Genomic DNA, 14,720 nt, shown 5'->3' with positions numbered 1-14,720 from the left:
GTCTCCTCTAATCTGTTAACCCCGCACTCCTTTGGAGTCACTGCTCCAACATGGAATACGGGGTCATATTTGTTTCCAATCGTATGTCAGGCACTAGCCTGTCTATTTCAACACTTTGTCTTCACCCAGCCACTTGGTTGAGATCTCGGCAGCCGTTCCGTCTGCATTCAGCTCATCCAGTGCTTTTTGCAGCTGATCGAGCAACTCTTCATTGCCTTTTTTGATCCCAATACCATATTGTTCCGGAGCAAGGGATTCATCCAGCAATTTGAATGTTCCCTCTTCCTTGGACATGTAATATCTCGCCACCACTTCATCGATGATAACCGCATCCAGGCGCTTCGTCTTCAGATCCGTCAGTGCAAGCACGTTATCCTTGAATTCGGAAGCATTCACTTTATCCTTCAGGGGACTCGCTGCCAGCGCATCTGCCGCTGAGGACAGTGCCTGCAATCCCACATTTTTGCCATCCAGCTCATCCAGCTTCGTAATTGGGGAATCTGCCAGAGTAATCGCTACCTGACTGTTTTCCAGATACGGCTTCGTGAACAGCACTTTCTCCTTGCGCTCGTCCGTAATCGTATAACCATTCCAGATCATGTCGATCCGGCCGCTGTTCAGCTCGGACTCTTTCGAAGACCAGTCGATCGGCTGAAAGGTAACTTCTTTACCCATTTTCTCCGCTGCGGCTCTGGCGTAATCAATATCAAAGCCAACAATTTCATTTTGTTCATCCCGGAAACCCATGGGAGCGAATTTATCATCAATCCCCACAATAATGGTGTTGTCGTCCTTGCTTCCCGAGCTGGAACAACCAGCTACAACGATCATGCATATGCTGATAAATAATAGTAATATCGCTTTTTTTCTCATCTCTCGTACCCTCCATGTCTGTAACCAAAACCCAAACGCTTTAGTTCGTTACCACGTTATCAGAGACTTATAATAACATAGCATGGGAGAAGAGTCGAGTATCTTGTCCGTTTCCTTATATTTGATGCGCCTTAATTGTCAACAATTTGTGAAAATGGCCTCTTGGATTTTAGCTGGTTCCTCCAGCTACGAACGTAACACGGAATCCCATTGAACAGGGTCATCAAACGTCTTCAATTCGTGCCTGCTCATTGCTGAGCAACATTCTTCCCTTGCGTTTCGTTTGGAATATATTAGGGAGGTGTTCGGGATACTTCATTTGCTTTTGTCGTTCGTCTCGTTGAAAAAAATAGAACAACACAAGGCCCCTTCAACATCGGAGTAGGCCTTGTCATGGTGCAATTTTGTTGGTAAATTCTTCTGACTAGATAACTTTACGACTATTGCTGCACTTTCTCGCGGTCTTTCCCTTTATCGGATTCACCCGCATTTTTGTTGGCGGCATCACGATCCTGCTGCATTTCTTCCACCGTTTTCACTTTGAGACGTGCTGCACCTTCATATTCCTTCGTAGGAATGAGATTGCCAGCAGCGAGTCTTGCTTCTGCGGCCGCAATCGCTTCACCATATTGCGGCAGCCACTGTGCTTGTGCAACCAGCATCTCGTCCACCATTTGCCAAATTTCTTTTGGATTACAAACGGCACCCACAAGCGGATCCATCATGAATGCTTGACGAAGCAGCTTGTCGTCTCCGTTCACAGCCGCTTCAACGGCAAGCCGTTGTACAGAAATACTTACATTACACACTGCAGCCGGGCCAAGTGGCAAATCACCGACATGCGGCATCGAGATGCCGTTGCGATCCACATATCCCGGTGCTTCAATAATCGCATCATCTGGCAGATTGGAGATTACACCGTTATTAACGGTATTGAAGTGTCCGCGATATACACGTCCTGTCTCGAGCCCTTCTATAATGTAGGAACCGTGCTCCTCGCCCCGTTTTTCCGGAATGAATCTCATGGGTTCGTCCTTCATCCAGTTCGGGAAATCAGTCTCAAACCAGTTTCTTCCCTCTGTACATACCCGCAGATATCCACCCGTCTCGCCATTAATCCAGTTGCCCAGATCAATCCAGTCCTTGATCTCTTCCGGACGTTTCCGGTACCAAGGTACATATTCACTCAGGTGACCGTTCGATTCCGTGCTGTAGTACCCGAAGCGGCGCAGCATGTCGATCCGCACTTTCTCGGTACGACTGTATTCCGGATGTTTTTCAAAGGCTTCAAGCAAATCTCCCGTAAGATCTCTCCCCTGATGAGAAGCCTGGATATACCAAGTCTGATGGTTAATGCCGGCACAGATAATATCCACTTCGCTCTTTTTCAATCCAAAAGCTTCCGCAATCTGGTGATGTCCATGCTGTACACCGTGACACAATCCGATGGTACGTACGCCCCCATACTTATTGCAAGCCCACGTTAACATGGCCATTGGGTTAGAGTAATTTAGCAGCAGTACGTCCGGTGCACTCTGTTCGCGAATATCTTTACAAATGTCCAGCATTTCGGCAATGCCGCGCTGTCCATACATAATGCCCCCTGCACACAACGTATCGCCGACACATTGATCCACCCCATATTTGAGCGGAATGTCCACATCCGTTGCGAATGCTTCCAGCCCCCCGACACGAATCGTACACAGTACATACTTCGCGTCCTTAAGCGCCTCTTTCCGGTCTGTGGTAGGCTGAATCTGAATATCCAGTCCGTTCTCCCGAATATCCCGCTGACACAGCTCTGTCACCATGTCCAGATTGTGCTGATTAATATCACAGAACGCAATCTCTATGTTGTTAAACTCCGGTACCGTCAACAAATCCCGCAGCAACCCCCGTGTAAAACCGATACTTCCTGCCCCGATAAACGCCACTTTAAACGACATTCACATGCCCTCCCGTAATCCGAAACGATGTGCTTCGGTTAATGACCTCACTTCATGAAATCATTGTACCAACCGGAACTAGGGAAGCGTTATCAAAATCATGACCTGTTCCAGATCAGGTTGTCAAAAATCCTAACTTTTACGACCCGCTCCAGTCTTGGCATGCTTCAATGGATAACCATAATCGACTCATCCCTCCGGCGGGTACTGGCTGACATGCCGCTCCATCATGGACCGATACTCAACTGGAGTCCGGCTTGTATATTTTTTGAATAACATGTGGAAATATTGACGGCTGCCCACCCCCACATAATCGGGAATTTCAGAGATCGGGATATTGGTCTGCTGCAGCAGCATCTTGGCCTTCTCCATTCGAAGCATCGTAAGATAGTCGGTAGGTGTCCGCTGCGTGTGCTGACGAAAAATACGATGTAAATAGCCCGGATGCAAATTGACGGCTGCTGCGATATCCTTCATCTGAATGCTGCGATCCATATTGTGATGCATGAATTCAATGGTGCGTTTTACATACAGCTCCGTCTGATCCAGCGCACTCCGGCTCATTTCCCCACGCAGACGCGCAACCCGGACCAGCAGCTGGATAAACAGTGTACGGACCAGTGTCCCCTGTTCCGGTGACTTCAGATTCCGGGCTTCGCGATGATGTGACCGTTCATCTGGAGGAATGATCTTCATCGGAATAGCCGAACTTCCCTGCTCCATTAGACCACGTTGGTCCAGTTCGAGCACCAGACTTTTCATAATGTGATACACTTCTTCCGGGTCAGGCAGCACCAGATACGGCGAGGCATGAGTCAGAAAAATATCGACCTCTTCTTCTTCACGTGCGAGCTGACGAATGGAGGGTTGTCCAGGCCCCGAGCCGGCAAAACCAAACTCCACATTGAGCATCCGGCAAGGCACACCATCTTCGACCAGCAAACGATGCGGTACACCTGCATCCAGTAGAATGAACTGACCTTTTTTTAGTACAGCCTGCTCCGAACTCCCATCCGGCATCAGTACATCCACTCTGCACATCCCCGAAATGATATACATGATTTCAGTCGAGTCATGATCGTGATAAGCCATGCTGTAATTGTCCCATTGCTTATAATAGTATGCGTAAAAACGAGGCCCACAGTCCTCCGTTCGCAGCTCCTCCTGAAACAGGCTCCCCGTCCAACGCTTCGTGCTCATATCCATACCTCCATTGCTGCAGCGATCCTCACTTTTTACCATTGTAGCAATTCTGTCTGCTGGATTAAAACTACCCGAGCTCAAAATAACTGTATTATTTGATTAGATATATATATAATTAGTTTATAATCTAATTGTTGTTCGATATAAACTACCTAACATAAGGAGGTCCATGTCATGAGTACTACCTTTCATCTGGTGAGGCATGGTTTAAAAGAAAGGCGCATCGGCGATGTCTCCCTCACTGCTGAAGGGTCATTGCAAGCCGAAGCAACCGCACTGCATTTTGCCAAAGCTCCCCTTCCCATTACCAAAATCGTCTCCAGCCCACTCCGAAGAGCAGTAGAAACCGCCGAAAAGCTTGCCCATCATACTCATTCCCTTGTGATCGAGGATTTCCGCCTGCGTGAACGTGCGAACTGGGGGGATTGCCCTGATCAGACCCTTGAACAATTCATTGCGATGTGGGATCAATGTACGGCTAATCCGGAATACATCCCACCCGTGGGTGATTCGGCAAAGCAGGCTGGTGAACGTTTGGCCTCTATACTTACCGAATTGGCTTATAACGAGCGGGCAAACAGTAACATCATTGTAGTTACACATGGCGGACTTATTACCGATTTTCTTATACAAACCTTTACCGAGCGTGAGCTTAACGTCTGGCATTCCCATTTTATAGCCATGCAAAATCGTCTTATTCCCGAGTGTTCCATCACTACACTGATCCATGATAACGGAAACTACAAGATCGAAGCGCTCGCTTCGACAGATCATTTGAACTTATAGAAAGAATAGAATAGTAATGGTGTTGAAAAGAAAATCGTATGGTGCTGATGGTCTGATCAGAGGAATTCCCACTCAAATGTCAAAAAGCTCTGAAATCCCTCATACGCCAAACGCATGAGGGTATTCCAGAGCTACTTCGTTTAATAGAAATATTACTTGTTAATCGGATTTAATCACTTTCCACCCTTACCTGATTGGGGAGTGTAGAACTTGGGCAGCGTCACCTTCGGCCAGTCGATATCCGATGCCATGTAGAAGGACGGATAGGACGGTTGGTTGTAGCCACTATTTTGTCCGGCAATGCCAACGCGATACATCGCATCATGCATTAGCGTGTACAGCTTCCGGTCTGTCTTCTCGGTACTCAGGTAGATGCGGATTGCCGAACTGTCCTCGGTTCTCACCAGCATCTCTTCCCGCCAATCCCCGAAGATATCGGCCACGAGAGAAGGCGTCCCTTTGGTATGATTATTGGTTAATGTTCCGGCAGCGGTTAGCAGCGTGCCACGATTCCAGTCCTTGATGGTTGGTGTGACATCAATGGCACCATCCACAATCTGGGTGGTCATATCTGCTGCCCAGCGAATATTCATATTTGTGCCAGGCGCCTTATCGCTTATTTTCTCACCACTGGCTGTCCACAATCCTACGGCCCATGTCTCCAAACCTCGACGAGTTGGGTCTACATCCCCAACCATGCCGCGTCCGGTATCTTTCCCCGTGTATCCGCCATAGATCACTTCACCGGTCTTGGCATCCCGCAAGGAATATCCGTATGGAGCCCACGAACCGCCTTCATGAACCATGAAGATTTCAAGTCCCGGACGATCCGGATCAATATCCGCGACATGCAATGCGTCTCCATGTCCCAGACGGGCCATAGTTCCCGGTGCAGCACTCTCGGCAGGCATCAGGTCCATTGAGCTGTACAGCACACTACCGTCATGGTCAATCGTTGCTGAACCGTAGACAATCTCCTGTTTGCCATCTCCATCGACATCAGCCACACTGAAATAATGTGCACCCTGAGTGGTAATAGAGCCATACTCCGGATCTGTACCATCTACACCATGCGGTCCGTCGTTGAACGGATTTTTCATCGGTGTCCAGCCGCTGTCCACTTTCCATTCACGTTTGAGCTTCTTGCCATCCCAGTTATAAGCGACCATAGTGGAACGAGTGTAATATCCGCGTGCAAAGATCGCAGATGGCTTCTTGCCATCCAAATAGGCCACCCCTGCCAGAAAACGGTCTACCCGGTTCCCCGGTTCGATACGCGCCATCGCATAATCGCCCCACATCAGACCATCATCATGCCGTTCCGGCTCATAAGGAATGGTCTCCAGTTCTTTGCCTGATTTTCCTTCAAATACCGTTACATACTCAGGACCATTCAGGATGAAACCTTCAAACTTGCGCAGCTCATTCTTGTCACTGCGGCTTGGAGCGTAGACATCAATAAAGTAATCCGCCAGACTCTCGGCATCCTGCTGGGACAATGGATAGGCGTACTTCTTCTCGATGCCGAAGGCTTCCTCCAGTGTAGCAGGCCAGTTCCCCTTCACGACCTCTGCATGTTTATGCCAGTTCTTAAACATGTCTACCACGTGATCATAGTACCCGTCAGCACTTAAACGGTAGTCATCTTCGTTGGAATATCCCGCTTTGCGATCCTCTTTTGGAAGCGTAATGAATTTCTCGGACGTCACTTTGCCTTTTGGGTTATATTTGATGATCTTGGTACCCGGTGCGGTCTTGAACATCAACTCTGCCTTGCCATCCCCGTCAAAATCATAAACGAGCATCTGTGTATAATGAGCACCCGAACGGATGTTGACCCCCAGATCAATCCGATACAACAACTGTCCGTCCAGTGTGTAACAATCTACGTACGTTTTACCGGTGTAGCCCTTTTGAGATACGTCCTTGGCATTGGAAGGGTCCCATTTCACGAAAAATTCATACTGTCCATCCCCGTCCACATCCCCTACGGTCATGTCATTTGCGGAGTACGTATAGACTTCTCCCGCAGGCGTGACACCGTCAGCCGGTTTTTGCAGCGGAATATCCATGTAGCCGTTTGCCCACGGCTTGACGGAGCTGCTGCGTTTGCTTTCTTTTCCTTTATTGTTCACAGCGGCCACTTCATAGCGGGAAGACGTTTTGCCTGCCGGATCAACATAATTCGTACTGTCTGTGACCGTAGCAATCTTTTTGCCGTCACGATAAATATTGAAGTTCGTGCCTGTCAGCCCTTTGTCACTGTAACCTGTTGCCTCATCCCCAAGGAGTCTCCAGCTTAGGAAAACACCTTCGGATGTTGATGCTGCCACCAGCCCCCGATCCAGATATTCGAGCTGAATCCCTTTCAACGAACCGCCCCCCTTGTGTGATTGAAGGTTGGCCTCTGCTGCGCTGCTGCCATTTGAAGCGGCAGCTCCGCTTGTCCCCGCAGTTCCTGCTATAAGCAAAGCGACACTGAGTGCAGAAGATAACACCTTGGCTGCAAGCGGCATGCGTGCCTTCCTTCGATTGGTCTGTACACGGGGAACCGATTCCTTATGTACCCACACTGTTTTGTTCGAATTCATCAACCTTCACTCTCCTTGTGACAGAATAGGTGATGCTTATCTTGTTTTAAACAGATCGCACATCCTTATGATTGCGCTTACAAAAATAAAAGAAGGTAACTTGCTTACCCGACTGCCAGAGCGCCAGAGCGCCGTCCTCCTTTCAATCCTTTCTGAGCAGTGTTATCTCACCCAACGGGTACTATTATAGACATCCTGTCTCCCCTGACATAGGCAAATATCCGTTCAAAACGATCAATATTCAGTGTTTTATTGAGACTTTTTTTCAAAAATAAGTTCCCTATGTTCTACGAGCAACCGTTCCGTTTACGAATCGTTCTTCCCATCGCTGTTATCCCCTGTTTCCTCATCTCCCTTTTTGAAGGGAGAAATCCGGAGATAAAGGCGAACGCTACGCTTCTCCAGAATCGACTTCGTCTCCTCCACTACCTTTCACATGTCATCGAAATCTCATTTTAAGATTGGTGGCCTCGATCCTTGATACGGGTAAAAAAAAGTCGCCGGGCTCCAATTGAGTAATCTCATAATAAGATGGCTTGTTTGCTTAAATATAAGAATAAACATCTCATGTAAGCTTTTATCGCAACTTATCGTTTTGACGCATGACCAATGGCTCAATTTTACAAAACTCGAGGTATTTTTTACAAATTGTTATGACTATGTGAGATTTTGGTGTGATAGAATATGGACGAACTTATGAATCAACTAATATTTGGGAGGGATTTGGTTGGGTAAAATAACACGCATGCGAGGAATATGGTTAAAATCACTCCTTGCATTGTCTATGGCTTTACCGCTTCAGGTCGGATTATGGAATGGAGATGCTGCTGTTCATGCAGAGGGACCAACGGATCCGGCACCGTTTATCCAGGCGAAAGTTGTGAACGAAAATGCAGGCAAAAAGGTACTGTTTGACAATACACATGCACAGACAGCCGGAGCAGCAGATTGGGTTATTGACGGAGGTTTCTCTGACTTCGGTAATGCACTCGCAAATGACGGATATGATGTAAAAGAGCTGCGCAAAGCCACTCCCTTTACCTATGATGATCTGAAAGATTACAACGTATTTGTCATTGCTGAGCCTAACGTTCCTTTCAAGGCAACAGAGCAGGCAGCATTGAAAGAATACGTTGAAAAAGGCGGAAGCATTTTCTTCATCGGTGACCACTACAATGCTGACCGGAACAAAAACCGCTGGGACGGCTCCGAAGCGTTCAACGGCTATCGCCGTGGTGCATTCGAAGATCCTGCCAAAGGCATGAGTGCAGAGGAACGTAACTCCGAAGCCATGCAAAATGTAACCAGCACAGACTGGCTGTCCGAGAATTTCGGTGTACGCTTCCGTTATAACGCACTCGGCGACATTAATGCCACCAATATCGTTCCTTCGGAACAGGCGTTTGGCATTACGGAAGGTGTATCTGCTGTAGCGATGCACGCAGGTTCCACTCTGGCTATCACCGATCCAACAAAAGCCAAAGGTATCGTATACCTGCCCAAAACGAATGCAGCATGGCCTAATGCTGTCGATCAGGGCGTATACAATGGCGGCGGGATTGAAGAAGGTCCTTACGTAGCCGTATCCAAGCTGGGCGCAGGTAAAGCTGCCTTTATCGGGGACTCCTCTCCGGTAGAAGATGCATCGCCAAAATATTTGCGTGAAGAGACGGGCGCTCGTAAAACAACGTATGATGGCTTCAAGGAAGTCGATGACGGTGTATTGCTTGTGAACACGATCAACTGGCTCGCTACACAAGAGAGCTATACGGACCTGACCCAAGTAAACGGCTTGGAACTGGATAACCCAACAGCATTGCTGCCATTCGAGGAACCAGCCGCTTCCACTGAGCCACAGGCTGAACCTTGGTCTGCACCTGCTGCAGGGTACAAATGGTATGACCGCTCCACCTTCAAGCCAGGTTCCTATGGCGGGCCTGCTTCCAGCGCCAACGCTTCCTACAGCTTCGTGAAACAGGATACACTGCCTAATGCAGAGGACTTCCAGATTCGCATTGTCGTGGAAAATATGCCTGCCAACACCACCGTATCCGGGTACAGTGCAGGAATCTATCTGACTGGCGGAACCCAGGTGGCCATGATTCAGAATGAAAATGGCACTTGGCCGACTTCATACGGCTACAGCTCCACCTTTAGCGTAACTTCCGACAGCAAAGGCCGGGCTATCAAGGATCTGAACGTTCGCATCAAGCCAGGAACATCCGGTGCAGCGAACTTGCGTCTTCGCTTGAACGGCAGCAATCTGATTACGAATGCCGTCACAATCAGCAATGTTCCAGCAGAACAGCTTCCTGAAGAAGAAGGTCCGATTCCTGCAGCAATCACGATTGCTGAAGCACGTACCAAAACAGCCGGAACAACCGTAACCGTTGAAGGCGTTGTGACTACGGAACCAGGCGCATTTGGCGGACAATCCTTCTACCTGCAGGATGAAACGGGCGGACTGTATGTCTTCCAAAGCACAAGCGGTTTCCACGCTGGAGACAAAGTTAAAATTACAGCTGCTACGGCACTGTACAACTCTGAGTTCGAACTGACTGACATTGTTGCGCTTGAGAAAACAGGAACAGCTGATATCCCGGCTCCAGTTGAAGCAGCTACAGTAACGGATGAAAATCAGGGACAACTGATCCAATTGAAAGACGTAACTGTTGAAAACATTGTCAGTGCAACACCTGTTGGCTCGTTTGAATTCGACGCGGTTGCAGCGGACGGGACAAGCACGCATGTACGTGTCGATACACGCACAGGGGTAACTGAAACGAGCTTCCCTTATGCAGCAGGCGACAAAATTAATGTTACGGGTGTTGCTGCCATCTTCAAGGATGTATATCAATTGAAACCTAGAAGCTTGGATGATTTTGCAGCTGCCGTAGATGAAGGCGAAGGTGAGCAACCTTCCACTCCTGCAGTGGGCGCACCGGGTAAACCGGTGCTTTCCTCCAACAATGGTCATACCAACGGTCTGCTTGAAGGCTCATATACCGTTAGCATGAACCTCTGGTGGGGTGAAAACGGAACAAGCTACAAACTGTACGAAGACGGCGTGTTGATTGATACGCAAGCGCTGACCAGTGCTTCTCCGCAAGCACAATCTGCTAAAACCAGTATTACTGGCAAAGCCAATGGCACCTATACGTATGTAGCCGAGCTAACCAACGCCAGCGGTTCAACTCGCAGTGAAGTGCTGACCGTTCAAGTGGCCCATGCTGCTCCAGGCAAAGCAGTCCTCTCCCAAGACAACTGGGATGGCGATGGCAACTATAAAGTCACCATGAATCTCTGGTGGGGTACGAACGCAACAGAATATCGCCTCTATGAGAATGATGTATTGATCGATACCCAAACGTTGAACGCTGCAACACCAACTGCTCAAAGCGCGGCAACAGACCTGTCCGGTCGTGCCAACGGAACGTATACGTACCGTGCTGAGCTGGTCAATGCAGCTGGTGTGACAAGCACCGAAACGATTACGGTTCAGGTATCCAAAGCACTGCCTTTGGCTAGCTAAGAAATTACACAAAAACCGAGACCATATAGCCCGAATAACTGGGCTGCATGGTCTCGGTTTTATTTTTTTCTGTGAAAGTCAAGGTGCATGCAGTGTAATGAGTGCTCGAACAGGAGTTGAATTGAAATGGATTGAAGAACCGTGCACAATCCAAGATTTCTATAATTTATACTAGCTTCTTCCGAATGTACCCCGAGATCAGGTCAATGATCGTAATCATCACAATGATCCCCAGCAGGATAATCCCCACTCGCGGCCAGTTCCGCGTGCTAAGCGCAAAGATCAGAGGTGTACCAATCCCCCCTGCCCCGATTACACCCAGAATGGTTGCAGAACGTACGTTAATTTCAAATCGGTACAACGTATAGTTGAGGAATCCAGGCAGCACCTGCGGCAGTACGGCGAACCACAGCTGCTGCATACGAGTGGCTCCCGAAGCGAGCAGCGCTTCAGAAGGACCATAATCGATATTTTCCACTTCGTCAGCGAACAGTTTACCCAGCATCCCGATGGAATGCAGTCCAAGTGCGAGTACACCCGCAAAGGAACCCGGTCCTACGGCCTTGATAAACAGCAAAGCCATAATGATTTCGGGAAAGGTACGAATAAAGCTCAGGACCATTTTCCCTGCACCCGAGATTCCGCGGAAGCGGCTCATGTTTCTGGCAGACCAGAAGGCGAAAGGAATACACAGTACAGCCGAAATGACGGTTCCCAGGATGGAGATCGCCAGCGTGTCCAGCAATCCTCGCAGCAAATCTTCACCTTCCGGTAAATAGACAAAGTTCCAGTCTGGCGAGAAAATCCCGGCTATAATTGCCTTCATAATCTGGCCAGCTGTTTCCTTGAAGCCGGTGAACGGTACACCCGCCAGTGCCCAGGCATATAATAGGATGAGCAGCAAAACAATGACCCAGCGAAGCGGGTTTTTCCGAGGTTTGCGCCGGATGACGCTCGTTTCATTTTTCATCATAGCAATTTCTCCCGCAGCTTAGTACTTACATAATCGATGATCAGGACGATAGCAAGGGTAAAGAGGATGATCACGCTCGTTTTGTCATACTCCAGGAATCCAAGCGTTGCTTCGTAATACAGTCCGATACCTCCCGCACCTACCAATCCAAGAATGGCAGCCGCGCGCACATTGATTTCAAAGGCATACAGGACATAGGACGTAAACTGCGCAGCCAGCTGTGGCACCACGCCATAGACGATCAGCTGAATTCGATTCATACCGACAGCCGTCATTGCTTCCAGCGGCCCCTGATCAATGGTTTCCAGCGTTTCATAGGTCAGCTTGGCAATCAATCCTACCGAGAATACAGCAAGCGCCAAAATACCAGGAATCGGACCCAGACCGAATACAGCGACAAACAGTGCGGCCAAAAGCAGATCAGGCACGGTACGAATCAGGTTCAGTACAAAACGAGCCGGGTAGTAAATCCAGCGGCTTGGCATCAGGTTTCCGGCACAGATGATCGATACCGGAATGGCAATAATGGCACCGATGGTCGTACCGATCAGAGCCATACGAATGGTTTCCAGCATGCCCTGTACGATGTTATCGAAGTAGGTCCATCTTGGTGGAAACATGTCCTTCAACAGATCGAGCATGTTGGGGAATCCTTCGATCAGCTCGCTGAAGCTGGCATCGGTCTGTTTGGCACTAGCCCAGAGCAGCAGCAAAATGATGACTAGCGTAAGCAGATGCTTGGTGCGGCCGGGCGGTTTGGGACGATGAACGACCTGCCCTGGTCCGGAACCAGGCTCCTTCCCTGCTCCCGTCAGCGGTTTATGAAGTGAAGCGCCAGACTGCCCCTTCATACCAAAACTTCTCCCTGCTCGGTTACAGCCTGTTTGTCCAATAACTCGTCTGCGAGGATCGGTCTGCCATAAATTTCGGCAAAGCGCTCATCCGTTGCCTCTTCCACAGGACCGTCAAACACGACTTCACCTGCACGCAAGCCAACAATGCGCGTGGCATACTCTCTTGCCAGATCAATAAAGTGAAGGTTAACGATCGTGGTTATGCCAAGATCCTGATTAATACGTTTCAGGTCATCCATAACTTGTTTGGTTGTGAGCGGGTCAAGTGAAGCGACCGGTTCATCAGCCAGAATGATTTTTGCTTCCTGTGCGAGTACACGGGCAATCGCCACACGCTGCTGCTGTCCACCGGACAGCTGATCTGCACGGGAGTAAGCCTTCTCTGCAATGTTCACCCGTTCGAGCGCCTCAAATGCGAGTTCCGTATCTTCTTTTGGAAAACGGCCCAGAATGGTACGCATTGTGGAATGGTAACCTACGCGTCCTGCCAGAACGTTGCGGAGCACACTGGATCGTTTGACCAGGTTAAAACTTTGGAAGATCATGCCGATATCCCGGCGAATCATGCGCAATCGCTTGCCCTGCGCCTTCGTGATGGAACTGCCGTTGATCAAAATTTCTCCGTCACTGATATCATGGAGACGATTAATGGAACGCAGCAGCGTGGATTTACCTGCACCGGACAATCCTACCACCGCAATGAATTCACCTTGTTCAAAGGTGAGATTGATATTATTCAGGCCCTTGGTGCCGTTTGCGTACGTTTTGGTTACATTGCGAAGCTCAATCATGGCATTTATCCTTCTTTCATTCATAGATTCCAATCAAGACCTGCAGTAACGGGACAAGCCAGCGCAGCGTATATCACGCTGAACTGGCCTGTCCGCACTGCGAATACATCTGTTCCATACAATAAAAGCTAATGACAATCTGGTATTTCAAATGTCTGCTTTGATCAAAAACGACTACTCGGTTTTTACTTTTTCGCCGTATTGACGAACGATTTCGAACTTGCTGTCATCGGACTCTACATAGCCCTCATGCGTGTAGATTTCTTTGATAATTTCATGGCCTTCCGGATCTTTACCGATGTCGATGAACGCTTGTTTGATTTTTGTTGTCCAGTCAGCATTCATGTCTGTACGTACAGCGATCGTATCGTTGGGAATCGGCTCCGTGAACGCCAGTACACGTGTATCTTCGAATACGGTTGGGTAGTCTTTGGAAACCGTGTTACGTGCATCTTGGAAAATGGCAGCTGCATCCACGTCACCATTCAATACAGCAATAACGCCTTGGTCATGACCTTTTACCGTTACAGGTGTTACGTCTTTCAATGGATCAATGCCTCTGTCCAGCAACAGACCTGCCGGCCATACATAACCTGCGGAAGAAGTTACGTTTTGGTAGGCAATCTTTTTGCCTTTCAGTTCTTCAATGGATTGGATCGGCGAGTCTTTTTTCACGATAAACATGGATTTATAGGAATCAGCCAATTCTTCAGTAGGAGCACCTGTCTCATCATTTACGCCAAAACGTTGTGCCTGCAGAATAACTTGTGCTGCACCTTTTTCTTTCGCCAGTACATAAGCCGTTGGTGGCAGGAAGCCTACGTCTACTTTATTGGAAGCCATCGCTTCAATAATCGTGTTGTAGTCAGTGGATACGCTGACTTTTACCGGAATGCCCAGTTTGTCGCCCAGCAATTTCTCCAGTGGTTTCGCTTTGGCTTCAAGCGTGTCTGCATTCTGGGATGGAACGAACTGCACAGTCAACTCGGTTGGTACATAACCTTCGGCTGCTTTGTCTGTTTCTGCCGTATCGGTAGATGTACCGGAAGCATTAGAACTCGAATTCGCCTCGTTAGTCGAACTCGATGTACTGCCTGACCCACAAGCACTTAGAAACAAAACCAAAATCAACAATGGTAAAAATAAAGCGGACTTCTTCAAGCGAACACCC

10 protein-coding genes are annotated in these 14,720 nt (G+C 48.7%); 2 read left to right on the top strand and 8 right to left on the bottom strand.

All coding sequences use genetic code 11. The annotated features are described in order from the left end of the window. Positions 1-102: 102 nt before the first annotated feature. The 3 genes from AAIH57_RS10225 to AAIH57_RS10215 all read right to left on the bottom strand — a co-directional run bounded on the left by AAIH57_RS10225 (position 103) and on the right by AAIH57_RS10215 (position 4,019). Positions 103-873, bottom strand: coding sequence for an amino acid ABC transporter substrate-binding protein (locus AAIH57_RS10225; RefSeq protein WP_175398000.1), 771 nt, complete (start codon positions 871-873; stop codon positions 103-105). A 440-nt stretch (positions 874-1,313) separates the two neighbouring features. Beyond that, on the bottom strand, positions 1,314-2,819 hold the full coding sequence (locus tag AAIH57_RS10220) for an alpha-glucosidase/alpha-galactosidase (protein ID WP_430021553.1): 1,506 nt from the start codon (positions 2,817-2,819) through the stop codon (positions 1,314-1,316). A gap of 189 nt (positions 2,820-3,008) precedes the next feature. Continuing rightward, the gene (locus tag AAIH57_RS10215; RefSeq protein ID WP_175397998.1) at positions 3,009-4,019 is read right to left on the bottom strand and encodes an AraC family transcriptional regulator; all 1,011 of its coding nucleotides are present in this window, start codon (positions 4,017-4,019) and stop codon (positions 3,009-3,011) included. A 177-nt stretch (positions 4,020-4,196) separates the two neighbouring features. Here AAIH57_RS10215 and AAIH57_RS10210 point away from each other — a divergent pair, with 177 nt between their 5' ends. Continuing rightward, on the top strand, positions 4,197-4,808 hold the full coding sequence (locus AAIH57_RS10210) for a histidine phosphatase family protein (protein ID WP_430021552.1): 612 nt from the start codon (positions 4,197-4,199) through the stop codon (positions 4,806-4,808). Between the two features lie 173 nt (positions 4,809-4,981). Here the strand turns inward: AAIH57_RS10210 and AAIH57_RS10205 are convergent, their stop codons facing one another. Beyond that, positions 4,982-7,324, bottom strand: a complete 2,343-nt coding sequence (locus AAIH57_RS10205; protein ID WP_430022120.1) for a rhamnogalacturonan lyase — start codon at positions 7,322-7,324, stop codon at positions 4,982-4,984. Positions 7,325-8,126: 802 nt separating this feature from the next. Between AAIH57_RS10205 and AAIH57_RS10200 the strand changes: the two genes are divergently transcribed. Further along, the gene (locus tag AAIH57_RS10200) at positions 8,127-10,931 is read left to right on the top strand and encodes a DUF5689 domain-containing protein (RefSeq protein WP_430021551.1); all 2,805 of its coding nucleotides are present in this window, start codon (positions 8,127-8,129) and stop codon (positions 10,929-10,931) included. A 166-nt stretch (positions 10,932-11,097) separates the two neighbouring features. On the opposite strand, the gene phnE (AAIH57_RS10195) is transcribed toward AAIH57_RS10200, so the two are convergent. The 4 genes from phnE (AAIH57_RS10195) to AAIH57_RS10180 all read right to left on the bottom strand — a co-directional run bounded on the left by phnE (AAIH57_RS10195) (position 11,098) and on the right by AAIH57_RS10180 (position 14,710). Next, the gene (gene phnE, locus AAIH57_RS10195; protein WP_175397996.1) at positions 11,098-11,904 is read right to left on the bottom strand and encodes a phosphonate ABC transporter, permease protein PhnE; all 807 of its coding nucleotides are present in this window, start codon (positions 11,902-11,904) and stop codon (positions 11,098-11,100) included. Further along, on the bottom strand, positions 11,901-12,755 hold the full coding sequence (gene phnE, locus AAIH57_RS10190; RefSeq protein WP_430021550.1) for a phosphonate ABC transporter, permease protein PhnE: 855 nt from the start codon (positions 12,753-12,755) through the stop codon (positions 11,901-11,903). Before phnE (AAIH57_RS10190) ends, phnE (AAIH57_RS10195) begins: the two co-directional genes overlap by 4 nt. Further along, entirely contained in the window at positions 12,752-13,549 is a 798-nt protein-coding gene (gene phnC / locus AAIH57_RS10185; RefSeq protein ID WP_430021549.1) for a phosphonate ABC transporter ATP-binding protein, read from the bottom strand. Before phnC ends, phnE (AAIH57_RS10190) begins: the two co-directional genes overlap by 4 nt. 174 nt (positions 13,550-13,723) lie before the next feature. After that, complete coding sequence (locus AAIH57_RS10180; protein WP_175397994.1) at positions 13,724-14,710, bottom strand: phosphate/phosphite/phosphonate ABC transporter substrate-binding protein; 987 nt, start codon at positions 14,708-14,710, stop codon at positions 13,724-13,726. Positions 14,711-14,720 lie beyond the last annotated feature (10 nt).

It is taken from the genome of Paenibacillus sp. MABNR03 (assembly GCF_050455445.1).
Lineage (GTDB): Bacteria > Bacillota > Bacilli > Paenibacillales > Paenibacillaceae > Paenibacillus > Paenibacillus xylanilyticus.
Note: the sequence above shows the minus strand (reverse complement) of the source record. Positions and strands in the feature narration are given on the sequence as shown.